Source organism: Profundibacter sp., assembly GCF_965277155.1.
Classification (GTDB): Bacteria; Pseudomonadota; Alphaproteobacteria; order Rhodobacterales; family Rhodobacteraceae; genus Profundibacter.
Map to the genome: position 1 here is coordinate 47,763 of NZ_CBDIBV010000010.1, position 25,038 is coordinate 72,800.

The following is a 25,038-nucleotide window of genomic DNA, read 5'->3' on the forward strand; positions in this document are numbered from 1 at the left end:
GCGTGTTTCTTAATGTCCGAGCGTGGCGGTTCTGAAATGGATTCGCTGTGCCCGTGGCGACCCTTTAACGTCGGGTTTTACCTTTGGGAAACAAAATCGACGAATCCCCATAAGAAAAGAAGCGATAGCCGCTTTGGATTGCGTGCTGATAGATGTCCTTGATCCGCTGAGTGCCCATCAATGCCGAAACCAGCATCATCAGGGTGGATTTGGGCAAATGGAAATTGGTCATCAAGGCATCGGCCACCCGAAACCTGTAACCGGGCCGGATGAAAATATCGGTGCTGCCGCGCCATGCATTCAACTGACCACTTTCATCCGCCGCACTTTCGATCAGCCGCAGCGCCGTGGTGCCCACAGGGATCACCCGCCCGCCGCTGGCATGTGTCGCGTTCACCTCGTCCGCCGCTTGCTGGCTGACGTGCCCCCATTCCGAATGCATCTTGTGCTGGCTGACATCATCCACCTTGACTGGCAGAAAGGTGCCCGCACCAACATGAAGCGTGACATGAGTGAAATCCACCCCCTTGGCGGCAATCCGCGCCAGCAGATCATCGTCGAAATGCAAGGACGCGGTGGGGGCCGCCACAGCACCCTTGTGGCGGGCAAACACCGTCTGGTAATCCTGTTTGTCCTGGGCATCAGCCGGACGTTTGGCGGCAATGTAGGGGGGCAGTGGCATCGCCCCCGCTTCGGCCAAGGCCGCGTCAAAATCATCACCCGTCAGGTTGAAGCCTAAAATCGCCGTGCCTTCGGGCTTGTCGAACAAAGTGGCGGACAGGGCATCCGAAAACACCACAACCTCGCCAACCTTCAGCTTTTTCAACGGCTTGACCAGTGCCATCCAGTCGCCACCGGCCTGTGGCTCCAGCAAAGTCACCTCGATTTTCGCAGAAACCTTCCCTTGTGCGGACTCGCGATGCCGCAATCCGAACAGGCGCGCCGGAATGACCTTGGTATCGTTCAGAACCAGCCGGTCCCCCGCGCGCAACAGATCCGGCAGATCGGCCACCGTCCTGTCCTGCATCTCATCGCCATGCACAACCAGCATCCGCGCGGATGTGCGCGGACGGGCCGGACGGGTGGCAATCAGATTGTCAGGCAGATCAAAATCGAAATCGGACAGCTTCATTATTGGGCAACTTTCGGGGGCCGGCGTTTGAACAATTCGCGGAACATGCCGGGCGTCAGGATCGACAGCGGGTTCACCTTGATTTTAGGATCAGACGCCTTGCCAACCATGCGGTAGTTAAAGCCGAACAACCCTTCGCCCTTGCGGGTGAAAATCCGGCCAATGCCATTGACAAAATAGATCGGCGAAATCACCCCCTGCATGTCCAGCGTGTCAGGCCCAAGGTTGTAATACCCGTCCATCGACACCCCCATCGAGGCCCCGACCGCGCTGCTGGAAATGATGATCACCTGCGTTGGTGTCAACCGGAACCGCGCCTGATAGTCGGTGAAAAAGATGCCGTTGCCATTCAACTGCTCAAGTAACCCAACCCCGCTGATTGCCCCCAGCAAATCGGCCATCGCCGGTGCGCCGCGTATCTTGATGGATTTGCCTTCCAGACGACCGTTATATTGCCCTTCATATCCTTTGCGCGGCACCAGCGTCAGATCCATCGTGCCCTCGCGCACAGTTTCCAACACCCCCGCCGCCTTGAACACCGCGCCTGCATTTTTGGATTTGATCCGGAACGCGCTACCGCCTTTGGACGGCGCCACAATTCCCGAGATCGGCGCCTTACCGTTGACCCGCGCGGTAAAGTCGCCGCTAAAGCCGTTGCGGCGGGTGAATGTGCCGCGAAATCCGGTCAGGGTGATGCCTTCGGACACGATCAACCGGTCCAGTGCCACAGTCAATGATCCCCCCGCCCCTGTCGGGGCCGATCCACCACCGCTGCCAAAGGCCGCCTTACGCGTATCCACCACCCCGCCAGTCAAGCGCACCGATGGCGTTGCCCCCCGCCCGCGTCCGATCAATTCCACCGGCGCATCCAGCCATCCGGCCAGCTTTACCCGCGAGAATTTGGCAATTTCCAGATCCCCGGCCGCGGTCAGTTTCACGCTGCCTTCGGCCCGCAAGCCCGCACCTTCGATCAACAGTTTGCTGATGCGCGGTGGTGTGCCCAGAGTGCCGACGACCTCAAGCTTGCCTGTACGGTTTTTCGACAGCACCCAGCCCAGATCTCTGATCCGCATACCGACATTTTTCAAATCCGACACCAGCCGGAATTTCGAGGCTTCGCCCCGCCGAAGATCAATCGTTATCTGCCCACGACCAGCCCCTGTCACGCTGCCTTTGGGCAGGCCAATACCGAATTCGTCAATGAAACGCTGCGACAATTCAACTGTGCCTTCCAACCGCGATTGGCCGGCAAATTCCTTACCCAGTTTCTGATGCCAGGCGCCCTGCACCGGTAATTTCCCCAACAGGCCAGCACCGGAAATCTCAACATCATCAGGGTTGGCGACCAAGGATAATTCCTTGGCCGTCAGTACCCGCCCCGAAACCAGCTTGTCGCTGCGCACATTGGTCAGGGTGGCAGTGACATCATAATCCACATCCTCGACCTCGATCTTTTTGACCAGCCGCAAATGGATTTCCGCCTCCAGCGCAATCCGGCCTGTGGCCAGATCAACCGGCTGATTTGCCTTGGACATGATGTTGAACGGTTTTTGATCCAGCAGCGACATTGCGGCATGGATCGGCCCCTTTGCCTTTAGATAAATCACGGCGGGGGGGCCTTTGATGTCAATGTCGGGGATCTGGAAAACCGTGCCCGTGGCATCCATCACTCCGCCCTCGGGCGCGGTCACATCGCCACGGTCCACCACAACCGTCAGCACATTGTCGGCAATGGTTCCGTGGCCTGCACCGTTTTCCACCACCGGCAGATGGTCCATGTAACGCACATTTGCATTTTGAAATTCGAACCCCATGCCGAACACCGGTTTTTCGCCCGAGTTCACCCGTACAGCCCCGTTAACATTGAAGATTTCGGCGGAATTCACGTTCTCGTCGATCCATTCGCGCGTATTTGGCACCACCTTAAGCGGCCACAATCCCACCAGCCGTTTTGGTTCAATCGCATCCACACTGGCATCCATCGCCAGATGCCAGCCCGCGTTGTCCGCTGTCACCAGCCCATTAACCAGATAGCTGTTGTCCCCATCCCGCAGCACCGCCTGACCAATGTCCAGTTTGAATGGATCAATCCGCAAACGCATGTCCAGCGCCCCGCCGGCAAAGGCCACAGGGGCAGCAAAAACACCTTCGGGATTGACCGACAATTCCTGAATTTGAAACTGCCCCAGCATCACAGCAGGCACACCGTTCACCATATCGCGCAGATACCCCTGCCCCTCGACAACCAGTTTGCCTGCCCCGGTCTGCACAGACAATTCGTCAAACCGGATACGCTGTGTCTTTGGGTCATAGCCGAAATAGGCACGCCCGGATTCAAAGGCGATGGCGCGGGCCTCTTCAATAGGTTGCAGGGATCCCTGGCCGATTTCCAGCGTGCCATCCATTTGCCCCAGCAAGCCATCTTCGCCAATCTTGGCCCGCATGGCCCCGGAAATGGGGGCATCCAACACCCCCAGCCAGGCCAGCGCAGGCAGCTGGCTGGCCAGATCACGGGCGGCGACCTGATCAACCTTGATACCGAAACCGGCCACCGCCGATCCTTTTTGGGTGTCGAAATTCAGGGCGATAGTCGCCGGTTGCGCCGCCCCGTAATTCAGCGAAAATCCAACGCTGATCGCAACCTTTTCGGCGTCCTGCTGCATCTGCATACGCCCCTCGGTCAGCAACCAGCCACGACGCGCCCGCGCATCCGAAAAATTCAGGATAAGATGGGTCAGTTCAACCGTTTCGATTGTTCCCAGAACTGGCGTTTCAAAAACCTTGTCCACCCCGTCCAGCAATTGCCCCAGTGTTTTGGTTTCCGTGGTATTCGCATCCGGACTTCCCCCCGTTACGTCAACGCCAAACCCCAGATCGAATTGCCCGTTCCTTGCCCGCTGCAATGTCACCGAAGCCTGATCCAATCGCAAATCCGTTGGCCTGATTTCACCCTGGATCAGCGCCTTGGGGGACAACGAAGCGCTGGCCATTGCAACCCGCGCGATCACCGCATCCTTGGCATTACGCAGAACAAGGCCCTTTACGGTGATAGTGGGCTTTAGTCCTTTTTCAAAATGCAAACCGATGGCTTCAAACGCTACGTCCCCGTCCGAGACAACCGCATTCAGCTGGTTCAGAATTCGCACTTGCATCCACTCCGGGGCACGAATGGATTTCCCCGACATTGCAAAAATGATCAAACCCACAGCAACCAGCAAGATCAGTAGCTTGGCCGATCCCCACAGCCAATACCCAACCCGCCGCCTGCGACGTTTGCGGCGCTCTGCTTTGCCAGCCTTTACATCCAAGGCCTGCGTATCTGTGGCTTGCTCTTCGCTCATCTAACCGTTTCGTGCCCTCTTGGTGGCAGGTATTATCCCCCACCGTCCCCCGTCCCCTTTCTAAGCCGTTAACCGGGTAAAACTGAACCACAAATATGCAATGCAAATTATCAGGCTGCTAATAACCGCCGATGACGCCCCTGATAATGCCAGGATCGCCCCAAAATTATAGCTGAAAACGTCCTACAACCAGCCATTACCCAATATGCCCAAATATTATCACAATTCTTTCGCAATCATGACAGCATTTGTCGATCTTAGGGCGACTGCGAAATACATTCACAGTATTGAATGTGTAGTGAGTAAGGAAACTCAATTATGAATAAACTACTGGCGGGTCATCTTATGGCAGCAATTGTGACGACCTTATTTGGTGGGGCGCTACAGGCATCAGCACAAGATGTGCGCATTACAAACGAAATCATGAAAGTGGAGTACGGCTTTAACGGAAACACATATGCTATCAGCCGGGACCAGGATCCGAATGCAAGAATACCGGATGCCTACGCATTAACATCCCGTCCCTGCCCCGAGTTTTGCGTTCAGCCCATAACCATCCATGAGGGCGTCAATACATACGGCGAGCTGGAATTGTTGTCCTTTCTGCAGGAAAAGGTCAACCAGGGACATGGTTTTCTGATCGATTCCCGCACAAGCGACTGGTATGCCAAAGGCACTATTCCCGGTGCCGTAAACCTACCATTCAATGCTTTTGTGCCCGGCCCGGACAATGCATTTTTCGACTCCCTGATGGTTATGCTTAGCGGAAAACAGTCTGCGGATGGCAATTGGGAATTCTCTGATCCCAAAGATTTGCTGTTGTTTTGTAATGGTCCCTGGTGTGGTCAATCGCCAACTGCCATTCGCAATTTGCTCGCCATCAACTACCCAGCGGAAAAGCTCCACTATTACCGTGGTGGCATGCAAAGCTGGGTAAGCATGGGCTTTACTGTCGAAGTTCCTAATTAAGATTGGGGCTGACCCAGATAACCTAAAAAGAGGTTATGATGGGAAGCATGAGAAAGAGTCGCCTGAGCCACTACAAGCAAGACCGTCTTACGGAGCATTTTGTTTCGGGATCGACAGCACGAACAGCAGCCAGTTTGTGTGGTGTAAACCGCAAGACCGCAGCGTTTTATTTTCTACGCCTGCGCGAGATAATCGCCTATGAGCTGGAGGCGGAAAGCCAAGCTATGTTCGGCGGAGAAATAGAAGTGGACGAAAGCTACTTTGGCGGCAAACGCAAAGGTAAACGCGGGCGTGGTGCGGCAGGTAAAATTCCCGTTTTTGGTATATTAAAAAGGGGTGGGAAGGTTTACACCAAGATCATCCCGGACGCCAAATCCGCCACTCTGATCCCGATCATAGAGCGCAAAGTCGTGCCGGATTCCATCGTCTATTCCGATTGTTGGCGCGGTTATAATGTGCTGGATGTGTCAGACTTCCACCACTTTCGCATCAACCATTCCAAGCTCTTTGCAGACCGTCACAACCACATCAATGGCATCGAGAATTTCTGGAACCAAGCCAAGCGCTACATGCGCCGATTTAACGGTGTCCCCAAGGCCCAATTTGGGCTATATTTGAAGGAATGCGAGTGGCGTTTCAACAACAGTGAGGTAGTGTCGCGAGTTTGGTGGAAATTCGAGGACGGCGTAATCTCCGGGTGCATCGAAGCCACCCAACCGGCGGCTGGAACCGCCAAGGAGATCACGCCATGACAAAGAATACAGCAACATCGACATCCGCGCTACTGGCCAATGAAGCAGGCTATGACCCGATTGAAGACCGGCTGCGCCAGAACATCCGCGCGACGATCGAGGCGGTTTTCGAAGAGGAGCTGGAGCAGTTTCTGGGCCGTTGCCGGTATGGCCGCAGCGGCGGGGCAAAGGCCGGATACCGCCACGGGCATCGCGAGCGGCAACTGGTCGGAACATTTGGAACCGAAACGGTGCGCGTGCCGCGTGCGCGGATCACAGGCGAGGCCGGCAAGGCCAGAGAATGGCGCTCGAAGGCATTGCCCCGCTACCAGCGGCTGACGAAGAAGGCCGAGGCGCTGATCGCTGCTGTCTACCTTTCGGGCACCAACACACGGCGGGTAAAACGCGCCCTGTTCGGCCTGTTTCAGGGGGCGGTCAGCAAGGATGTGGTGAGCCGCGCCTGGCGCAAGGTGAAGGTGGACTGGCAGGCGTGGTGCGCCCGCAGCCTTGCGGATGAAGACATCGTGCGGCTGATCCTGGACGGCACCGTGATCAAAACGCGGATTGACAGGAAGGCCACCAATATCTCGGTTCTGGCCGCGATTGGCGTGCGCCGGGATGGGCAGAAGGTCTTGTTATCACTGATGAACATGGGCGGCGAAAGCACCTCCGCCTGGCGTCAGTTCATCAACGATCTGGATGCGCGCGGGTTGAAACGGCCCGAATTTGTCATCGTGGACGGGGCACCGGGACTTGAGGTCGCTCTCATTGCCCTCTGGGGTGAAGATCTGCCGATCCAGAGGTGCACGGTGCACAAGCACCGCAACCTTCTGGCCAAGGCACCCAAGCGTATGCATGATGAGTTGACAGAAGATTACCGCGACATGATCTACGCCAAAACACCCGAGGAAATCGCCACCCGCCGCAAGGCATTTCTGCGAAAATGGCGGCTGAAATGCAAGGCCGTCGCTGACAGCTTGGAAGAAGCAGGAGATAAGCTTTTCACCTTCACGCGTCTGCCACAAGGCCAGTGGAAATCGGCCAGAACGACAAATGCGATCGAACGCCTGAACGAGGAATTCCGCCGCCGCATCAAGACCCAGACCGTGCTGCCATGCGCCGAGACCGTGCCGATGCTGCTTTGGGCTCTGATGGCCTCGGGGCAGATCGTCATGCGAAAGGTCGATGGCTGGGAAACGCTCGCTCAGCCCGTCGCCGACGCAACCCTTGACCAAGCCGCCTGACCGGCGCATAACTCAACCCGCTCGGAGGTGCCTGAAATCAATTTCCACCACTTTCGAGACACAACCACTGGTTTAATCTGCGCAATGCTTTGCTCGTCACTTCTCCACTCTCCCCCATCGACCTCTGACAAAAAGGCTTTGCCCGCAGCATCAAGGAGGGTACTTGCGTCATCAACCATTTCCCTTGAAAGCCACTCTCGGAAACCGGGGATGGGAGAGAGTGTCGAGAACGTGTTGATGTTTGGTAATTCTTTTTGGATTTCCGCCACGACTTGCTTGATAAGGAAGTCGCCAAACGAAATCCCTCTAAGACCAATCTGGCAATCATTAATCGAATAAAAGATGGCCGTGTCTTGTTGTTCACCTGGATTGATTGCCGCTTCTTTATCCAGAATACCAGCAACCGAACCTGCCAAACCCTGAACCAGGGCAACTTCGACGAAAATCAGCGGCTCATCCGGCAAAGCGGGGTGAAAGAAAGCATAGCACCGCCTGTCATCGGCCAACCGACGGCGTAGATCATTCCACCCATACATTTTGTGCACAGCTTCATACCGCATGATCTTTTCAAGAATGGTTGCAGGCGAATGCCAGTCAATACGGGAAACACGCAGAAAGCCACGATTGAACCATGAGGACAACAAATGTCTCAGGTCCAGATCAATGCGTTTCCAGTCCGAATTGTCCTGCAACCGGGCAAGCAACCGCCCCCTGAAATCGACCAGCATTGCTGTGCCATTTCTGGCTTGGTTTATGCGCCTAAACAAATCCTGACGCCGCGCCTCTGACGCCAACATCAGCGCTCTCAGGTTTTCCGGAGTTCGGGAGTCTCTATAAGCTTTGGTGGCCTTGATCAGCAGGTCCGGGTCAAGATCGAACTCGGATAAAAGAAAATCGAAAAACGGGCCTAAATCCTTGGTGTTTTCACTTTCATAAATCTGGACAATATCATGGGCAAGCGCAGCGCTACTTGCTTCGCCTTTGACGTTTAGCAGGTTTAAACACAATGCATTCAAGTCTTTGTCGTTGCCTGCAATGTCAACTTTATCAGAGGTGGTCCCACTTTTTTGACCAGTCAGCAGCCAGTTTAAGATGGATCAGGGTTTCATTTAGGCTGCCAAACTCATTGGTTTTGTTTTTCTGTCATAGGCTTCATCCGGGGTCAATATTCCGTGGGTGGAATGCGGGCGCTCGGTGTTGTAGTAAGCCAACCATTTCCCGATCCCGGCGCGGGTCTGCGAACCCGTTTCAAATGCGTTGAGGTAAATGCATTCGTATTTCAAGGATCGCCAAAGCCGCTCGATCATCCGGTTATCGACCCAGCGACCTTTGCCATCCATCGAGATTTTCACGTCGGCTTCTTTCAGCGCCTGCGTCCATTCAAACCCGGTGAACTGGCTGCCCTGGTCGCTGTTCATGATATCGGGCTTGCCGTATTTGGCCATAGCCTCTTTCAGGGCTTCAACGCAAAAATCTGCCTCCATGCTGTTTGACAATCTCCAGCTCAAAACCTTGCGGCTGTGCCAGTCCATGATCGCGACCAAATAGAGGAACCCGCGCTGCATCGGAATGTAGGTGATATCTACGCACCACACATGGTTTGGACGATCAATCGTCAGGTCTCGCAGCAGATACGGGTAGATCTTATGCTGCGGATGTTTCTTGCTCGTGTTGGGCGTCTGGTAGATCGGAACCAACCGCATCAGCCGCATCAAACGGCGGACCCTGTGGCGACCACACTTGTAACCTTGGCGCTGCATGTGCCGGGCCATTTGCCGTGATCCATACCACGGCGTCTGCAAGAATTGCTTGTCGATTATTGTCATGAACCGCAAATTTTCAGCACTTTCGCCTTTTGGCTGGTAATACAGGTTCGAGCGCGCCAGAGAAAGTAGCCCGCATTGTCGTCGCACACTCAGATCATGCTCACGGCTCACCATTTTTTGCCTCGCTTCCCGAGCAACTGTTGCGAGGCGTTGGCTAAAAAATCCCGTTCCACGACCAGCTGACCAATCTTGGAGTGCAGCTTCTCAATCTGGGCTTCATCAACCCGATCAGGATCACGGCCCCGTCTGGAAAATGCCGTGGCCATGTTTTCAATCGCTGCTCGTTTCCATGTGCCAATCTGGGTTGGATGCACACCATACTTCTTCGACAGCTCCGCCATCGTCATTTCCTCGCGGATTGCTTCAAGCGCAACGCGGGCTTTGAATTCGGGAGAATAGAGGTGGTCCCACTTTTTTGACCAGTCAGCAGCCAGTTTAAGATGGATCAGGGTTTCATTTAGGCTGCCAAACTCATTGGTTTTGTTTTTCTGTCATAGGCTTCATCCGGGGTCAATATTCCGTGGGTGGAATGCGGGCGCTCGGTGTTGTAGTAAGCCAACCATTTCCCGATCCCGGCGCGGGTCTGCGAACCCGTTTCAAATGCGTTGAGGTAAATGCATTCGTATTTCAAGGATCGCCAAAGCCGCTCGATCATCCGGTTATCGACCCAGCGACCTTTGCCATCCATCGAGATTTTCACGTCGGCTTCTTTCAGCGCCTGCGTCCATTCAAACCCGGTGAACTGGCTGCCCTGGTCGCTGTTCATGATATCGGGCTTGCCGTATTTGGCCATAGCCTCTTTCAGGGCTTCAACGCAAAAATCTGCCTCCATGCTGTTTGACAATCTCCAGCTCAAAACCTTGCGGCTGTGCCAGTCCATGATCGCGACCAAATAGAGGAACCCGCGCTGCATCGGAATGTAGGTGATATCTACGCACCACACATGGTTTGGACGATCAATCGTCAGGTCTCGCAGCAGATACGGGTAGATCTTATGCTGCGGATGTTTCTTGCTCGTGTTGGGCGTCTGGTAGATCGGAACCAACCGCATCAGCCGCATCAAACGGCGGACCCTGTGGCGACCACACTTGTAACCTTGGCGCTGCATGTGCCGGGCCATTTGCCGTGATCCATACCACGGCGTCTGCAAGAATTGCTTGTCGATTATTGTCATGAACCGCAAATTTTCAGCACTTTCGCCTTTTGGCTGGTAATACAGGTTCGAGCGCGCCAGAGAAAGTAGCCCGCATTGTCGTCGCACACTCAGATCATGCTCACGGCTCACCATTTTTTGCCTCGCTTCCCGAGCAACTGTTGCGAGGCGTTGGCTAAAAAATCCCGTTCCACGACCAGCTGACCAATCTTGGAGTGCAGCTTCTCAATCTGGGCTTCATCAACCCGATCAGGATCACGGCCCCGTCTGGAAAATGCCGTGGCCATGTTTTCAATCGCTGCTCGTTTCCATGTGCCAATCTGGGTTGGATGCACACCATACTTCTTCGACAGCTCCGCCATCGTCATTTCCTCGCGGATTGCTTCAAGCGCAACGCGGGCTTTGAATTCGGGAGAATGGTTCTTTCGTTTCGTCATTTTGAATCGTCTTTCTCATAAGTCGATCCACCTTAACAACTGGTCCGAATTTCCGCGACCACCTCTATTGTCTGTCCGTTTGAATCATATATCGGTGCGGCAATGTTGATATCAGCAGTAATAAGTTCTTGATCGGTAATGCAAAACCCCTTTTCTATGACAGTTGATATCTCGTGCATGATCGGTTGTGTCTCGAAAGTGGTGGAAATTGATTTCAGGCACCTCCGAGCGGGTTGAGTTATGCGCCGGTCAGGCGGCTTGGTCAAGGGTTGCGTCGGCGACGGGCTGAGCGAGCGTTTCCCAGCCATCGACCTTTCGCATGACGATCTGCCCCGAGGCCATCAGAGCCCAAAGCAGCATCGGCACGGTCTCGGCGCATGGCAGCACGGTCTGGGTCTTGATGCGGCGGCGGAATTCCTCGTTCAGGCGTTCGATCGCATTTGTCGTTCTGGCCGATTTCCACTGGCCTTGTGGCAGACGCGTGAAGGTGAAAAGCTTATCTCCTGCTTCTTCCAAGCTGTCAGCGACGGCCTTGCATTTCAGCCGCCATTTTCGCAGGAATGCCTTGCGGCGGGTGGCGATTTCCTCGGGTGTTTTGGCGTAGATCATGTCGCGGTAATCTTCTGTCAACTCATCATGCATACGCTTGGGTGCCTTGGCCAGAAGGTTGCGGTGCTTGTGCACCGTGCACCTCTGGATCGGCAGATCTTCACCCCAGAGGGCAATGAGAGCGACCTCAAGTCCCGGTGCCCCGTCCACGATGACAAATTCGGGCCGTTTCAACCCGCGCGCATCCAGATCGTTGATGAACTGACGCCAGGCGGAGGTGCTTTCGCCGCCCATGTTCATCAGTGATAACAAGACCTTCTGCCCATCCCGGCGCACGCCAATCGCGGCCAGAACCGAGATATTGGTGGCCTTCCTGTCAATCCGCGTTTTGATCACGGTGCCGTCCAGGATCAGCCGCACGATGTCTTCATCCGCAAGGCTGCGGGCGCACCACGCCTGCCAGTCCACCTTCACCTTGCGCCAGGCGCGGCTCACCACATCCTTGCTGACCGCCCCCTGAAACAGGCCGAACAGGGCGCGTTTTACCCGCCGTGTGTTGGTGCCCGAAAGGTAGACAGCAGCGATCAGCGCCTCGGCCTTCTTCGTCAGCCGCTGGTAGCGGGGCAATGCCTTCGAGCGCCATTCTCTGGCCTTGCCGGCCTCGCCTGTGATCCGCGCACGCGGCACGCGCACCGTTTCGGTTCCAAATGTTCCGACCAGTTGCCGCTCGCGATGCCCGTGGCGGTATCCGGCCTTTGCCCCGCCGCTGCGGCCATACCGGCAACGGCCCAGAAACTGCTCCAGCTCCTCTTCGAAAACCGCCTCGATCGTCGCGCGGATGTTCTGGCGCAGCCGGTCTTCAATCGGGTCATAGCCTGCTTCATTGGCCAGTAGCGCGGATGTCGATGTTGCTGTATTCTTTGTCATGGCGTGATCTCCTTGGCGGTTCCAGCCGCCGGTTGGGTGGCTTCGATGCACCCGGAGATTACGCCGTCCTCGAATTTCCACCAAACTCGCGACACTACCGCATGATCAAATCTACATCAGTAATTGTAAACGGTGTATGCTTTTGGCGATCGCTATTTTCAATGATGTCTTTTGCCTCTTCCTTAGGACAAAACGCCAGTAAGACACGCCCGGTGGACGTACAATAGAGCGGCACTGTGAAACCCGGATGGGCCGTTCGGAAGGCAGTTTTATTGCTTTGTAATGGAATAAGGTACATCGCGTTTTGCCCATACTGTCAATGAGCATTTAAAACTGACCCGGTTTCGGCATTTAAATTTGCCCCCCCCTTTGTGGCGCAAAGCCCCCAGTCGGGCCGCCTTCATGTAGCGAGTCCGTCTGGGGGCTTTGCTTGCGGAACGGCTAGTTTTTTCTACGGCGTTTACTCTGGGCGAACCGGTATGAGGTATTGCCGGTTTCGATGATGTTGCAGTGATGAGTGACGCGATCCAGAAGGGCGGTTGTCATCTTGGCATCCCCGAAGACCGAGACCCATTCACCGAACTCAAGGTTGGTTGTGATGATGATGCTGGTCTTCTCGTAGAGCTTGCTGATCAGATGGAAGAGCAACGCGCCACCGGATTTGGGAAACGGGATGTAGCCCAGCTCGTCGATGATGACGCAGTCCAAAGCCGAGAGCTGCCGGATGATCTTCCCTGCATTGCCGTCGGCCTGTTCCTTGATCAGGGCGTTGATCAGATCGACGGCGTTGAAGAAGCGCGCCTTCTTGCCGTTGTTGATCAGCGTCGTTCCCAGCGCGATGGCGATGTGGGTTTTGCCCGTGCCGGTTCCGCCCACCAGGATGAGGTTATGGGCCTCCTCTGTGAACTGGCCGGTGCAGAATGGTTCGATCTGGGCCTGGGTGAGGGCGGCGGCGCTGTAATCGAAGGTGGCGAAGTCCTTGTGATGGGGGAACTTCGCAACCCTCATTTGATACTGGATGGAGCGCACCCGGCGCTCTACAGTCTCGGCGTCGATCAGTTGCCTTATCGCTGTGGTCAGACTTGGCGGCTTGCGCGCGGACAGCAGATCATGGGCGCAAGCTGCCATTCCATGCAACCTGAGGGCTGTCAGTTGGTCGATCAAGGCATTCATACGGCAACCTCCTCAGCCGAGCACAGGGTCTCATAGCGTTTGCAATCGGCTTCGGGCCGCAAGGTCAGCTGCGGATAAGCGCAGGCATCGCTGAGCGGTGTGATGACCGGTTCCACCAACTGGTTGATCAGATTGATGATGGCGGGCAGCCGCAGGGTGTTTTGTGCCACCGCCAGATTGCAGGCCGTCTCGACCACCTCGATCCCGTGATCCTGTGCCAGCAGGAGCAGGTCGACGAACTCCCGATCCCCGCCTTTACCAGCCATGTAATGTTCCCTGATCCGATGCATGGCCTCGGGCAGTTCCCAGCCCACAAAGGGGGCGCCATTGCGCAGGGCACCAGGCTTGCGGTCCAGCAGGGGAACGTAATGCCAGGGCTCGAAATAGCTGATATTGCGGGTAAAATGACGCCTGTGCTCGGCAATCACATCCTGACCGGAGACCACCACGATCCGGCCGGCATAGGCGCGTAGCGACACATGATGCCCGGCAAAGCGGGAGGGCACGCTGTAGCGATTGCTGGCATATTGAACCAGGCAGGTGGAGCGGACACGGACGGTCTTTTCCACGTAGCCGTCGAAGGCCCGACCCAGGGGGCGCAGTTCGGCGCGCTCGTCTTCGAACACTTCGGTAATCGTGCGATCCTGCTGCTCGGGATGGGGACGCTCTGCCAGATCTTCGCAACGCAGACGCAGCCACGCGTTCAGCGCCTCGAGATCATCAAAGGCCGGTTCGGGAACGAACAACCGGCCCCGCAAGAACTGGACCTGGTTCTCGACCTGTCCCTTCTCCCAGCCCGCAGCGGGCGTGCAGGCCACCGGCTCCATCACATAGTGGTTCATCAAGGCCAGGAACCGGGGATGGAATATCCGCTCCTTCGAGCGCGAAACGTAGGTCACCATGGTCTTGGGGTTGTCGATGATCACCCTGCGCGGAACGCCTCCGTAAAAGGACAGCGCCTGCACGAAAGCATCCAGCACCATCTCCTGGGCTTCACCGGGATAGGCAATCACGAAAGGCTTGCGGCTGTGACACAGGCGGAAATGAGCGACCTTCACCTTCTGCTCGACACCACCCAGTACGACCCGTTCTTCGCTCCAGTCAAATTGCAGCGCGTCACCCGCCGCAAAATGCAGCGGGATAAACGCATCTCCCGAACAGGCCCCGGCGCGCTTCAACTCACGAACAAAACGCTGAACCGGCGAATAGGACCCGGTATAGCCCTCTGCCACAAGCTGCTCGTATAGCTTCTGGGCCGTCCGCCGCTCCCGGCGTGGTCGCCTCGAGTCCTGATCAAACAGTTCCTGCAGCCGAAGATCAAACCCATTGCACAGTTTGTGCCGAACTGGCGGCGCATGGCGCTGGTAGCTCGGCGGATTCTCGTCCTTCAAATACTTCTTGATCGTGTTCCGCGACAGTCCCGTCGCCCGCGCCACAGACCGGATGCTGCGCCCTTCAACCAGCACCCAGCGCCGGATCTTCGATACGCTTTCCATCAATATCACCTGCTCTTTCCTCCGCACAATTTTGCGCGGATGTTAACGAAACAGGTGGGTCAATTTTACTCGCTCATAACCCACCCAAGTGGGTCAGTTTTGCACGCCGATTCACACCCATACAGACAGCCCATCCCCACACGCATGTTTAACTGGCGGCGTAGATCAATGATGTGCGGTGTTGCCTTGTTGACCAACGGGTCCAAAAGAGGTGGTCGCGGAAATTCGGACCAGTTGTTAAGGTGGATCGACTTATGAGAAAGACGATTCAAAATGACGAAACGAAAGAACCATTCTCCCGAATTCAAAGCCCGCGTTGCGCTTGAAGCAATCCGCGAGGAAATGACGATGGCGGAGCTGTCGAAGAAGTATGGTGTGCATCCAACCCAGATTGGCACATGGAAACGAGCAGCGATTGAAAACATGGCCACGGCATTTTCCAGACGGGGCCGTGATCCTGATCGGGTTGATGAAGCCCAGATTGAGAAGCTGCACTCCAAGATTGGTCAGCTGGTCGTGGAACGGGATTTTTTAGCCAACGCCTCGCAACAGTTGCTCGGGAAGCGAGGCAAAAAATGGTGAGCCGTGAGCATGATCTGAGTGTGCGACGACAATGCGGGCTACTTTCTCTGGCGCGCTCGAACCTGTATTACCAGCCAAAAGGCGAAAGTGCTGAAAATTTGCGGTTCATGACAATAATCGACAAGCAATTCTTGCAGACGCCGTGGTATGGATCACGGCAAATGGCCCGGCACATGCAGCGCCAAGGTTACAAGTGTGGTCGCCACAGGGTCCGCCGTTTGATGCGGCTGATGCGGTTGGTTCCGATCTACCAGACGCCCAACACGAGCAAGAAACATCCGCAGCATAAGATCTACCCGTATCTGCTGCGAGACCTGACGATTGATCGTCCAAACCATGTGTGGTGCGTAGATATCACCTACATTCCGATGCAGCGCGGGTTCCTCTATTTGGTCGCGATCATGGACTGGCACAGCCGCAAGGTTTTGAGCTGGAGATTGTCAAACAGCATGGAGGCAGATTTTTGCGTTGAAGCCCTGAAAGAGGCTATGGCCAAATACGGCAAGCCCGATATCATGAACAGCGACCAGGGCAGCCAGTTCACCGGGTTTGAATGGACGCAGGCGCTGAAAGAAGCCGACGTGAAAATCTCGATGGATGGCAAAGGTCGCTGGGTCGATAACCGGATGATCGAGCGGCTTTGGCGATCCTTGAAATACGAATGCATTTACCTCAACGCATTTGAAACGGGTTCGCAGACCCGCGCCGGGATCGGGAAATGGTTGGCTTACTACAACACCGAGCGCCCGCATTCCACCCACGGAATATTGACCCCGGATGAAGCCTATGACAGAAAAACAAAACCAATGAGTTTGGCAGCCTAAATGAAACCCTGATCCATCTTAAACTGGCTGCTGACTGGTCAAAAAAGTGGGACCACCTCTGTTGTGCTGGCGCGGCGCCGGAACGATGCTCGCATCAACAATCTGCCCGCCCATCGCCAGATAGCCCTTTTCGCGCAGAAAGGCATCGAACTTGTCAAACAGCTCCTTCATCTTCCCGGCCCCGGCCAGCCTTTCACGGTAGGCCCAGATGGTCTTGGCGTCAGGTACGCTGTCTTCAATGCCAAGGCCGAGAAACCGCATGAACGACAGGCGGTCGCGGATCTGATACTCGATCTGATCGTCAGAGAGGTTGTAGAGCTGCTGCAAAACCATCGTCTTGAATATCAGCACCTCATCCCAAGGCGGGCGGCCAGCGTTGGATTTGCGCTGTTCGGGCGGCGTGCGCCATATGGCCTTCAGCTCGTCCCGGTAATCCTCGAACGGCACCATGTCGTTGAGCAACACCAGCGGATCACCAGATTTGTCCAGTCCCGCGTATCGGCTGGAAAGATCAAAAAATCCCATCTGACCCATGACAAAACCCCGTCGGTCGAATCATTTTCATCCTGATGACGATTCTACCCCGTCAGGCCGGATTTTGGGGGATTTTTAGAGGTTCCCTCTATATATCCCCCAATCGCGCAGGCATATCCTAAAACCCGTTCTCCCTCAGCCACTTCAACACATGCGCTGCGTATTTCTCCCGGTTCTTGTCCAGCATCACGCAATGGCCCGCATCCGGATATATCACGGCCTTAACCCCGTGCTTTTTCGCCGTGGCCCGCACCATATTTGCAGACACCGCCGGATCGCCCTGCGCGCCCATCACCAGCACCGGTTTGCCGTGTTTACCGATGCCAGAGCGCGGAAACAGCATGTCGATGAATGACCGGAACGATTCATCGCACAGCATATCGTAAAATCGCATCTTCTCGGCCTTGGGCATCCCGCCTGCGAAAAACATATCGGGCGTCACATCGGGGTTCTTCAGGAACGGCCGCAGGTTGGCTGTCAGATTGCATTTCAGCATCAACAAAGGGTGTTTCATCGCCAAACGCAGAATTGTCGGAAGAAAACCGGCAGGCGGCACCGAGGCCAGAGTGACCAGCGCCGCCACCTCCTGATCCCGCGCCACGATTTGGGACAGCAACCCACCCATGGAGTGGCCAATCAGGATCGGGGGCTGCCCAATCTGATCAATCGCTTGCTTGATATCCTTCACATAGGCAGAAATCGGCACCCAGCGCACCTTGGAATTGTCCCCACTGCCACCGTGATACCGCAGTGACACGGAATGGGTTTCAAAGCCCTGTGCATTGAAATAGGGGGCGAAATATTCCTCGAACCCCCATGCCGCAAATGACATACCGTGGACAAACAGGATCGGAGTTGATCTGGCTTTGCCTTGCGGTTTTCGGGTGATGATTTCAAGGTCCATCGATTTTCCTTTAAAGATTTAAGAAATTGCTGTCACAGTCTGTCGCAATGTGTCGGGTTGGTCAAATCTTGGCCGGAATGAAATCTTGCCAATGCATGTTGATATGCAACCTAACGGTCGGCATCTCATCGCACCTAATGCGATCTAATATGCGGCAGATCAATGCATGTGGGTGTAGAGCCTGTTAGACCATCAAACAATAAAGCTGCTGAATATCTGCATTTCATTGGGTGGGGTTGGCGATATATGTGATAGTTTACAGTGGGCACTCGCAGCACTTGGCTTGGTTCGACAGGACCGGGGCTGTAACTTTTCAATAAGGAAATCTGTAATGAAAACCAGAAGAACATGGATTCTAATTGCCGACGGCGCATCTGCACGCATTCTAGAAAATACTGGCCCGGGAACTGGTCTGAATGAGCTGGCTGGCAAGGTCTGGCATGCGCAACAAAAAGACGCTTATGAAAGCCCGCAGGGTATGACCAACAACAGAGTAATGCCCGAAAGTTGGTGATGGGGTGATTGGGTGGCATATCATGGCGGTGTTGACGCGCCGCGATTCTCAGAGAGAAAAGGATATGCCACATGGAAGACGATACTATTTTGGAGTTTACCGATCCAGCCGGAATTTCACCTGATCCGCTGACGGATATCTTGCGCAAAGGCGCGCGGGATCTGTTGGCACAGGCGGTCGAGGCCGAGGTTTGTGATCTGATGGCGCAACACGCGCATTTGAGGGATTCGGCCGGTCGCCAGCGCCTTGTTCGCCACGGATACCTGCCGGAGCGCGAGGTGATGACGGGGATCGGCCCTGTCCCGGTGAATGTGCCTCGGGTGCGTGATCGTGGCACGGGGGCGGAGAAGATCAGGTTCACCTCGACGCTTCTGCCGCCGTATCTGCGCCGGGCAAAGTCGGTCGAGGAGTTGTTGCCCTGGCTCTATCTCAAAGGTATTTCCACGGGTGATTTCGGCGAAGCACTGGCGGCCCTTCTGGGGCCTGATGCGGGTGGTTTGACATCGAGCACGATTTCGCGCCTGAAGGCGGAGTGGTGGGCAGAATACGAGCGTTGGAACCGGCGTGACCTGTCGGCCAAACGCTATGTGTATTTCTGGGCCGACGGGGTTTATTTCAAGCCGCGCACGGATGCTGACAAGCAATGCATGCTGGTGATCATCGGCGCGGACGAGTGGGGTAACAAGGATGTTCTGGGCCTCGTGGACGGGTATCGAGAAAGCAGCCAGAGCTGGCGTGAACTGCTGCTGGACTTGCAACGTCGTGGCCTCAGAAAAGCCCCTGATCTGGCCGTTGGTGATGGCGCGCTCGGCTTCTGGAACGCCTTGCGGGAGGTGTTCGGTGAGACCCGGGAGCAGCGCTGCTGGGTGCATAAAACCGGCAACGTCCTGAATGCCATGCCGAAGTCGCTGCAAGCCAAAGCCAAGGGCCATCTACAGGACATCTGGATGGCCGAGAACAAACGGGACGCCGAGGCCGCGTTCAATTTCTTCATCGAAGCCTATGGCGTGAAATACGAGCGTGCCGTGGGGAAGCTGACCAAGGACCGGGACGTGCTGCTGACCTTCTACGACTTCCCTGCCGAGCACTGGAAACACATCCGCACATCCAACCCCATCGAAAGCATATTTGCCACCGTGCGGCACCGAACGAAGAAGACCAAAGGCTGCCTCGGGCGCAAGACCGCCTTGGCAATGACCTTCCGCCTGATGATGTCGGCAAAGAAGAAATGGCGTAAACTCGACGGCGCATTCCGATTGCCGGAAATCATCGAAGGGGTTGAATTTAAGGACGGGATCAAGCAGGAAAAACATGCCGCCTGATTACTGCGTCACCAACTTTTGGGCATAGCTCCCAACAACAGCATCGGGCGCTCTATGCATCGGATGGCCCCGCATAGTGCATCTAACAAAGAAGAAACCGCCTTTGCCGAGGACATAGCGAAGCGGCTATCAAAGGCGCATGCGGCTGGAGAATTTGACGATCTGGTCTTGGCGGCGGCCCCCGGAATGCTGGGCCTTTTGCGTCCTCATCTGGATGAAAAATTGCAGGCGTCGGTGATTGCAGAGCTGCCAAAGGATTTGGTGAAAACCCCTGAAATTGACCTGAAAAAGCATTTTACGGATGTGTTGACACTCTAGGTGGGACCAAGCAATCCATGGGGTATGTGATATCGCGCATCATTTCTCGGACGCGCCCGTCACATTCCCAACCTCTCCCGCGTCTCCTTCGCCAGCCCCCGAACCGCTTGCGCATACAGCGATACATCCGCCGCTAGTCCCAGAAACGTCACTCCAAAGTCCCGCATTTCAACAAAATCCCCGCCACCGATAATCCCGACCGCTTTTCCCGCTGCCCGTATCCGTTCCACCGCGTGTTTGACAGCGGCCTTCACTTCCGGCGCGCCAGCATTGCCGATGAACCCCATATCCGCTGACAGGTCCGAGGGGCCGATGAATACCACATCTACCCCCTCGACCGCCGCGATGGTGTCAATGTTCTCTATCGCCCGCGCACTTTCGACCTGCACGATCAGGCAGATTTCATCATTCGCCGTAGTGGCATAATCAGGGATCGCGTTATAGTCCGAGGCCCGCACCATCGAGGCCGCCAGCCCGCGTGCACCGTCAGGCGGATAGCGCACGGCGCGTACACAAGCCTCAGCATCCTCGGCCGTTTCCACCATCGGCACCATCACTGTCTGCGCGCCGATATCCAGCACCTGTTTCAGCACCCAGTCCTGACCAATCGGCACCCGCACCACGGGCGATGCTCCTGCCCCGTTCATCGCCTGCAATTGCGCAAGGATCGTCGGGATGTCGTTGGGCGCATGTTCGCCATCTATCAAACACCAGTCATAACCCGCTGTGGCCCCGATTTCGGCCATCAAGGGTTGCCCCGTGGCCAGCCACAGGCCGATTTGCATTTCCCCCTTGGCAAGGGCGGCTTTCAGTTTGTTTTTGGGTGCTGGCATGTCCGGTCTCCTATTTCAGGGCCACCTTCACCTGTCCTTACTGTCCGGTCAACAATTTTGCTGGACAACGCAGGTGGGCAGGCTACCTTACCCCGAGATAAAAACATCTGGGAGAGAAACTTATGAAACATATATTAGGCCGAGTGGCCGTTGCCGCCATCGCCGTTGCCTTTGCATCCGAGGCCATGGCGACCGAATGGAACGTATCCCTTTGGGGCAAACGCCGCGCCTTTACCGAGCACGTCGAAAAGCTGGCCGAGCTGGTTAGCGAAAAAACCAACGGCGAATTCACCCTGAACATTTCCTATGGCGGTCTGTCCAAGAACAAGGAAAACCTGGACGGGATTTCGATTGGCGCCTTTGAAATGGCCCAGTTCTGTGCCGGCTACCACCGCGACAAAAACCCTACCATCACGGTTCTGGAACTGCCCTTCCTGGGGGTTGCCAACCTGCAGGAAGAAGTCGCTGTGTCTAACGCGGTTTACGCCCACCCTGCAGTGCAGGCCGATCTGGCGCGCTGGAACGCCAAACTGCTGATGACTTCGCCGATGCCGCAATACAACATCGTCGGCACAGGCGAGCCGCGCAGCACATTGGACAGCATGAAGGGCATGCGCGTTCGGGCCACAGGCGGCGTGGGCAAGGCCTTTGCCGCGATTGGTGCCGTTCCAACATCGGTGACCGCCACCGAAGCCTATAATGCGATGGAAAGCGGCGTGGTCGACACCGTGGCCTTTGCTCCGCACGCCCATCTGGCATTCCGCACCATCGACATCGCCGACTGGTGGACCGAGAACCTGAACCCCGGCACAGTGAACTGCCCTGTTGTGGTGAACACCGACGCCTATAACGCGCTGACAGATGCCGAACGCGAAGCGCTGGATTCATCGGTTGACGAAGCGATTGCGCATTACATCGACAACTACGAACAACTGCTGGTCAAATGGGACGGTATTCTGGAAGAAAAGGGCGTGAAACGCGTTCACATTTCAGACGACGATCTGGCCGCCTTCCGCGCCGCTGCGGCTGATCCGATCCGCGAGCAGTGGATCAAGGACATGGAAGCCCAGGGCCTGCCCGGTCAGGAGTTGTATGACCTGGTGATGGAAACGCTGAAGAAAGAACGCATGTAAGCGACAGCTTGCGACGTTAGAAGAATTGGGCCTGCCGCGGATGATCTGGGGCGGGCATTGCAACACTTAGACATAAACGTGCCTGAATGCCTTTCTTGAAAGTCTAAACTGGGCGCAAGGATAAAGGCATATTTTTGTTCTATCTTCATATTGGTGTTGAATATGAATGACCCATTTCTCGCTTGCATTATGTGTCCTCATGCCCTCTCTGATGTTCAATCGGTGAAGTTTATATGTCGAACACAAGATGGATGGACCGCTGCCTGTACTGAACAATGTTTAGATGAAAACACGGCAGAAACACTTGGTATGGCTCATCTTGGCCATCTAGAGAACATCTCAGAAATTCCAAAGGACTATTATTCGCTTCCCATTAATTTTTGGTAGTGTCGCGAGTTTGGTGGAAATTCGAGGACGGCGTAATCTCCGGGTGCATCGAAGCCACCCAACCGGCGGCTGGAACCGCCAAGGAGATCACGCCATGACAAAGAATACAGCAACATCGACATCCGCGCTACTGGCCAATGAAGCAGGCTATGACCCGATTGAAGACCGGCTGCGCCAGAACATCCGCGCGACGATCGAGGCGGTTTTCGAAGAGGAGCTGGAGCAGTTTCTGGGCCGTTGCCGGTATGGCCGCAGCGGCGGGGCAAAGGCCGGATACCGCCACGGGCATCGCGAGCGGCAACTGGTCGGAACATTTGGAACCGAAACGGTGCGCGTGCCGCGTGCGCGGATCACAGGCGAGGCCGGCAAGGCCAGAGAATGGCGCTCGAAGGCATTGCCCCGCTACCAGCGGCTGACGAAGAAGAGAGGTGGTCCCACTTTTTTGACCAGTCAGCAGCCAGTTTAAGATGGATCAGGGTTTCATTTAGGCTGCCAAACTCATTGGTTTTGTTTTTCTGTCATAGGCTTCATCCGGGGTCAATATTCCGTGGGTGGAATGCGGGCGCTCGGTGTTGTAGTAAGCCAACCATTTCCCGATCCCGGCGCGGGTCTGCGAACCCGTTTCAAATGCGTTGAGGTAAATGCATTCGTATTTCAAGGATCGCCAAAGCCGCTCGATCATCCGGTTATCGACCCAGCGACCTTTGCCATCCATCGAGATTTTCACGTCGGCTTCTTTCAGCGCCTGCGTCCATTCAAACCCGGTGAACTGGCTGCCCTGGTCGCTGTTCATGATATCGGGCTTGCCGTATTTGGCCATAGCCTCTTTCAGGGCTTCAACGCAAAAATCTGCCTCCATGCTGTTTGACAATCTCCAGCTCAAAACCTTGCGGCTGTGCCAGTCCATGATCGCGACCAAATAGAGGAACCCGCGCTGCATCGGAATGTAGGTGATATCTACGCACCACACATGGTTTGGACGATCAATCGTCAGGTCTCGCAGCAGATACGGGTAGATCTTATGCTGCGGATGTTTCTTGCTCGTGTTGGGCGTCTGGTAGATCGGAACCAACCGCATCAGCCGCATCAAACGGCGGACCCTGTGGCGACCACACTTGTAACCTTGGCGCTGCATGTGCCGGGCCATTTGCCGTGATCCATACCACGGCGTCTGCAAGAATTGCTTGTCGATTATTGTCATGAACCGCAAATTTTCAGCACTTTCGCCTTTTGGCTGGTAATACAGGTTCGAGCGCGCCAGAGAAAGTAGCCCGCATTGTCGTCGCACACTCAGATCATGCTCACGGCTCACCATTTTTTGCCTCGCTTCCCGAGCAACTGTTGCGAGGCGTTGGCTAAAAAATCCCGTTCCACGACCAGCTGACCAATCTTGGAGTGCAGCTTCTCAATCTGGGCTTCATCAACCCGATCAGGATCACGGCCCCGTCTGGAAAATGCCGTGGCCATGTTTTCAATCGCTGCTCGTTTCCATGTGCCAATCTGGGTTGGATGCACACCATACTTCTTCGACAGCTCCGCCATCGTCATTTCCTCGCGGATTGCTTCAAGCGCAACGCGGGCTTTGAATTCGGGAGAATGGTTCTTTCGTTTCGTCATTTTGAATCGTCTTTCTCATAAGTCGATCCACCTTAACAACTGGTCCGAATTTCCGCGACCACCTCTCACGCAGATCGTCAATGCCATCCGCTCGCATCTGGCTGAATTCGGAATTGTTGCGCCTGTTGGCGTACAAAATGTCGACCGTCTGCTTGAGGCAGCCGCAGAGCTTCCAGAACAAGCTGGCGTTGCATTCGATCTCCTTTCCCGGCAGTTCCATGAGACCCGTGATCGGGTTGCCGAAATCACCCGCCAAATTGAGATTTCCCAACGGCAAGACCCAACTGCACGTCGCCTGACCACGATCCCCGGTGTCGGGGTGCTGACTTCCAGCGCGATTACCGCGACAACGCCGGATGTGTCGCAGTTCCGCTCAGCACGCGACTATGCGGCATGGATCGGCCTTACCCCCAAACAGAATTCAAGCGGCGGTCGGGAACGGATGGGTGGCATATCGAAAATGGGTGACCGGTATATTCGACGGTTACTTTATCTTGGCGCTCTGGCGCGTATCCGCACACGACGCCGGCGTGGGGAAGGCGATGATTGGATCTGGCAATTGCTGAAGAGAAAGCCGGTGAAGGTGGTGGCGATTGCCATTGCGAACAAAATGGCCCGAACGATCTGGGCGTTGTTGAAATCCGGCCAAAGCTACCGGCCCGCATAAATTGACCAAAACACAATAGCCGGGCCCGCCCGGCTTCCGAGACGGCAAGGCGCAAAGTGAGGTGATGGCAAAAGGCAATAAACGTATCAGGACACCCCGTGTGGCCCCAAGCGATACGATCGCGTTCCACTGATTGGACCTGATACATGCGGACTTCATCAAGGCGCGCAGAAATACATCTGCAAACAGACGCCGAATACATGGCCGCGAAACGCCAGTTGCAGTACCAATTTTGTACTTGCCCAGCAGGGGCCATCCATACAAGGGGCCATGCCGATGCCCTGCAACACCTCTTTGGCGCGTGTCTTTACCTCTGGCGGGGTGGTATCATTCACGGCCAATTCCACCAATGGCAACAGGGAACCTCTAAAAATCCCCCAAAATCCGGCCTGACAGGGTAGAATCGTCATCAGGATGAAAATGAT

The 25,038-nt window shown here is 55.6% G+C and carries 21 protein-coding genes and 2 pseudogenes; 10 read left to right on the plus strand and 13 right to left on the minus strand.

Going from position 1 to position 25,038, the window contains the following annotated elements:
- Positions 1-64 precede the first annotated feature (64 nt).
- Together queA and ACQY4M_RS08120 are read right to left on the minus strand one after the other, a co-directional pair.
- Positions 65-1,132, minus strand: a complete 1,068-nt coding sequence (queA, locus tag ACQY4M_RS08115) for a tRNA preQ1(34) S-adenosylmethionine ribosyltransferase-isomerase QueA (RefSeq protein ID WP_428543021.1) — start codon at positions 1,130-1,132, stop codon at positions 65-67.
- On the minus strand, positions 1,132-4,473 hold the full coding sequence (locus tag ACQY4M_RS08120; protein ID WP_428543024.1) for a DUF3971 domain-containing protein: 3,342 nt from the start codon (positions 4,471-4,473) through the stop codon (positions 1,132-1,134). Before ACQY4M_RS08120 ends, queA begins: the two co-directional genes overlap by 1 nt.
- Before the next feature lie 318 nt (positions 4,474-4,791).
- Between ACQY4M_RS08120 and ACQY4M_RS08125 the strand changes: the two genes are divergently transcribed.
- Genes ACQY4M_RS08125 through ACQY4M_RS08135 form a run of 3 tightly spaced genes read left to right on the plus strand, consistent with a single transcriptional unit; the run spans position 4,792 to position 7,417 of the window.
- Complete coding sequence (locus tag ACQY4M_RS08125; protein WP_428543027.1) at positions 4,792-5,442, plus strand: rhodanese-like domain-containing protein; 651 nt, start codon at positions 4,792-4,794, stop codon at positions 5,440-5,442.
- A gap of 47 nt (positions 5,443-5,489) precedes the next feature.
- On the plus strand, positions 5,490-6,194 hold the full coding sequence (locus ACQY4M_RS08130) for an IS1595 family transposase (RefSeq protein WP_428544443.1): 705 nt from the start codon (positions 5,490-5,492) through the stop codon (positions 6,192-6,194).
- Positions 6,191-7,417 (plus strand): IS256 family transposase, encoded by a 1,227-nt coding sequence (locus tag ACQY4M_RS08135; RefSeq protein ID WP_428539582.1) that lies wholly within the window; start codon positions 6,191-6,193, stop codon positions 7,415-7,417. Before ACQY4M_RS08130 ends, ACQY4M_RS08135 begins: the two co-directional genes overlap by 4 nt.
- Here the strand turns inward: ACQY4M_RS08135 and ACQY4M_RS08140 are convergent.
- From ACQY4M_RS08140 to istA, 7 genes are all read right to left on the minus strand, one after another.
- Positions 7,378-8,433, minus strand: a complete 1,056-nt coding sequence (locus ACQY4M_RS08140) for a malonyl-CoA decarboxylase domain-containing protein (protein ID WP_428543030.1) — start codon at positions 8,431-8,433, stop codon at positions 7,378-7,380. The two genes, ACQY4M_RS08135 and ACQY4M_RS08140, sit on opposite strands and share 40 nt — an antisense overlap.
- Before the next feature lie 93 nt (positions 8,434-8,526).
- Positions 8,527-9,677, minus strand: a protein-coding gene (locus ACQY4M_RS08145; RefSeq protein ID WP_428544446.1) for an IS3 family transposase whose coding sequence is annotated in 2 segments (ribosomal slippage) — positions 8,527-9,407 and positions 9,407-9,677 — 1,152 coding nt in all. Because the reading frame shifts where the segments join, the coding sequence is not laid out codon by codon here.
- A 23-nt stretch (positions 9,678-9,700) separates the two neighbouring features.
- Positions 9,701-10,833 (minus strand): IS3 family transposase gene (locus ACQY4M_RS08150; protein WP_428539245.1). Its coding sequence is split into 2 segments (ribosomal slippage): positions 9,701-10,581 and positions 10,581-10,833, totalling 1,134 coding nucleotides; the frame shifts between segments, so codons are not numbered across the junction.
- A 249-nt stretch (positions 10,834-11,082) separates the two neighbouring features.
- A complete protein-coding gene (locus ACQY4M_RS08155) occupies positions 11,083-12,309 on the minus strand; it encodes an IS256 family transposase (RefSeq protein WP_428539582.1) in 1,227 nt (408 codons plus the stop codon).
- Positions 12,310-12,403: 94 nt separating this feature from the next.
- Positions 12,404-12,607: an IclR family transcriptional regulator domain-containing protein gene (locus tag ACQY4M_RS08160; protein WP_428543033.1), complete on the minus strand. Its 204-nt coding sequence runs from the start codon at positions 12,605-12,607 to the stop codon at positions 12,404-12,406.
- A gap of 143 nt (positions 12,608-12,750) precedes the next feature.
- Complete coding sequence (gene istB / locus ACQY4M_RS08165) at positions 12,751-13,482, minus strand: IS21-like element helper ATPase IstB (RefSeq protein WP_428539322.1); 732 nt, start codon at positions 13,480-13,482, stop codon at positions 12,751-12,753.
- Positions 13,479-14,978 carry an IS21 family transposase gene (istA, locus tag ACQY4M_RS08170; protein WP_428539289.1) on the minus strand — a complete coding sequence of 500 codons (1,500 nt, stop codon included), beginning with the start codon at positions 14,976-14,978 and terminating at the stop codon, positions 13,479-13,481. The genes istB and istA overlap by 4 nt, the downstream gene beginning before the upstream one ends.
- Before the next feature lie 273 nt (positions 14,979-15,251).
- On the opposite strand from istA, the gene ACQY4M_RS08175 reads away from it, so the two are divergent.
- Positions 15,252-16,384 (plus strand): IS3 family transposase gene (locus ACQY4M_RS08175; RefSeq protein ID WP_428539245.1). Its coding sequence is split into 2 segments (ribosomal slippage): positions 15,252-15,504 and positions 15,504-16,384, totalling 1,134 coding nucleotides; the frame shifts between segments, so codons are not numbered across the junction.
- Between the two features lie 60 nt (positions 16,385-16,444).
- Here the strand turns inward: ACQY4M_RS08175 and ACQY4M_RS08180 are convergent.
- Both ACQY4M_RS08180 and ACQY4M_RS08185 read right to left on the minus strand, forming a co-directional pair.
- Positions 16,445-16,918, minus strand: a pseudogene (locus ACQY4M_RS08180) (transposase); the annotation flags it as partial.
- Positions 16,919-17,036: 118 nt separating this feature from the next.
- Complete coding sequence (locus ACQY4M_RS08185; RefSeq protein WP_428543036.1) at positions 17,037-17,822, minus strand: alpha/beta hydrolase; 786 nt, start codon at positions 17,820-17,822, stop codon at positions 17,037-17,039.
- Positions 17,823-18,153: 331 nt separating this feature from the next.
- Between ACQY4M_RS08185 and ACQY4M_RS08190 the strand changes: the two genes are divergently transcribed.
- From ACQY4M_RS08190 to ACQY4M_RS08200, 3 genes are all read left to right on the plus strand, one after another.
- Positions 18,154-18,336 carry a hypothetical protein gene (locus ACQY4M_RS08190; protein WP_428543039.1) on the plus strand — a complete coding sequence of 61 codons (183 nt, stop codon included), beginning with the start codon at positions 18,154-18,156 and terminating at the stop codon, positions 18,334-18,336.
- A gap of 71 nt (positions 18,337-18,407) precedes the next feature.
- A complete protein-coding gene (locus tag ACQY4M_RS08195; protein ID WP_428539230.1) occupies positions 18,408-19,658 on the plus strand; it encodes an IS256 family transposase in 1,251 nt (416 codons plus the stop codon).
- An 18-nt stretch (positions 19,659-19,676) separates the two neighbouring features.
- Complete coding sequence (locus ACQY4M_RS08200; RefSeq protein WP_428543042.1) at positions 19,677-19,976, plus strand: host attachment protein; 300 nt, start codon at positions 19,677-19,679, stop codon at positions 19,974-19,976.
- A gap of 59 nt (positions 19,977-20,035) precedes the next feature.
- Here ACQY4M_RS08200 and ACQY4M_RS08205 read toward each other — a convergent pair whose 3' ends face one another.
- Positions 20,036-20,809, minus strand: a complete 774-nt coding sequence (locus tag ACQY4M_RS08205; RefSeq protein WP_428543045.1) for an HpcH/HpaI aldolase family protein — start codon at positions 20,807-20,809, stop codon at positions 20,036-20,038.
- 122 nt (positions 20,810-20,931) lie between these two features.
- Here ACQY4M_RS08205 and ACQY4M_RS08210 point away from each other — a divergent pair, with 122 nt between their 5' ends.
- Together ACQY4M_RS08210 and ACQY4M_RS08215 are read left to right on the plus strand one after the other, a co-directional pair.
- Complete coding sequence (locus ACQY4M_RS08210) at positions 20,932-21,942, plus strand: C4-dicarboxylate TRAP transporter substrate-binding protein (RefSeq protein WP_428543048.1); 1,011 nt, start codon at positions 20,932-20,934, stop codon at positions 21,940-21,942.
- Between the two features lie 481 nt (positions 21,943-22,423).
- Positions 22,424-22,753, plus strand: a pseudogene (locus tag ACQY4M_RS08215) (transposase); the annotation flags it as partial.
- A 60-nt stretch (positions 22,754-22,813) separates the two neighbouring features.
- On the opposite strand, the gene ACQY4M_RS08220 reads toward ACQY4M_RS08215, so the two are convergent.
- A protein-coding gene (locus tag ACQY4M_RS08220) for an IS3 family transposase (RefSeq protein WP_428539245.1) occupies positions 22,814-23,946 on the minus strand; the annotation gives its coding sequence in 2 pieces (ribosomal slippage) (positions 22,814-23,694 and positions 23,694-23,946; 1,134 coding nt in all).
- On the opposite strand from ACQY4M_RS08220, the gene ACQY4M_RS08225 reads away from it, so the two are divergent.
- Positions 23,912-24,613, plus strand: a complete 702-nt coding sequence (locus ACQY4M_RS08225; protein WP_428543051.1) for an IS110 family transposase — start codon at positions 23,912-23,914, stop codon at positions 24,611-24,613. The genes ACQY4M_RS08220 and ACQY4M_RS08225 overlap by 35 nt on opposite strands.
- The last annotated feature ends 425 nt before the right edge of the window (positions 24,614-25,038 follow it).

What these genes read in the sequence shown, in the direction of transcription:
- queA (WP_428543021.1), bottom strand. Translation starts at nt 1,132, where the DNA reads ATGAAGCTGTCCGATTTCGATTTTGATCTGCCTGACAATCTGATTGCC.
- ACQY4M_RS08120 (WP_428543024.1), bottom strand. Translation starts at nt 4,473, where the DNA reads ATGAGCGAAGAGCAAGCCACAGATACGCAGGCCTTGGATGTAAAGGCT.
- ACQY4M_RS08125 (WP_428543027.1), top strand. Translation starts at nt 4,792, where the DNA reads ATGAATAAACTACTGGCGGGTCATCTTATGGCAGCAATTGTGACGACC.
- ACQY4M_RS08130 (WP_428544443.1), top strand. Translation starts at nt 5,490, where the DNA reads ATGAGAAAGAGTCGCCTGAGCCACTACAAGCAAGACCGTCTTACGGAG.
- ACQY4M_RS08135 (WP_428539582.1), top strand. Translation starts at nt 6,191, where the DNA reads ATGACAAAGAATACAGCAACATCGACATCCGCGCTACTGGCCAATGAA.
- ACQY4M_RS08155 (WP_428539582.1), bottom strand. Translation starts at nt 12,309, where the DNA reads ATGACAAAGAATACAGCAACATCGACATCCGCGCTACTGGCCAATGAA.
- ACQY4M_RS08160 (WP_428543033.1), bottom strand. Translation starts at nt 12,607, where the DNA reads ATGTACCTTATTCCATTACAAAGCAATAAAACTGCCTTCCGAACGGCC.
- istB (WP_428539322.1), bottom strand. Translation starts at nt 13,482, where the DNA reads ATGAATGCCTTGATCGACCAACTGACAGCCCTCAGGTTGCATGGAATG.
- istA (WP_428539289.1), bottom strand. Translation starts at nt 14,978, where the DNA reads ATGGAAAGCGTATCGAAGATCCGGCGCTGGGTGCTGGTTGAAGGGCGC.
- ACQY4M_RS08185 (WP_428543036.1), bottom strand. Translation starts at nt 17,822, where the DNA reads ATGGACCTTGAAATCATCACCCGAAAACCGCAAGGCAAAGCCAGATCA.
- ACQY4M_RS08190 (WP_428543039.1), top strand. Translation starts at nt 18,154, where the DNA reads ATGAAAACCAGAAGAACATGGATTCTAATTGCCGACGGCGCATCTGCA.
- ACQY4M_RS08195 (WP_428539230.1), top strand. Translation starts at nt 18,408, where the DNA reads ATGGAAGACGATACTATTTTGGAGTTTACCGATCCAGCCGGAATTTCA.
- ACQY4M_RS08205 (WP_428543045.1), bottom strand. Translation starts at nt 20,809, where the DNA reads ATGCCAGCACCCAAAAACAAACTGAAAGCCGCCCTTGCCAAGGGGGAA.
- ACQY4M_RS08210 (WP_428543048.1), top strand. Translation starts at nt 20,932, where the DNA reads ATGAAACATATATTAGGCCGAGTGGCCGTTGCCGCCATCGCCGTTGCC.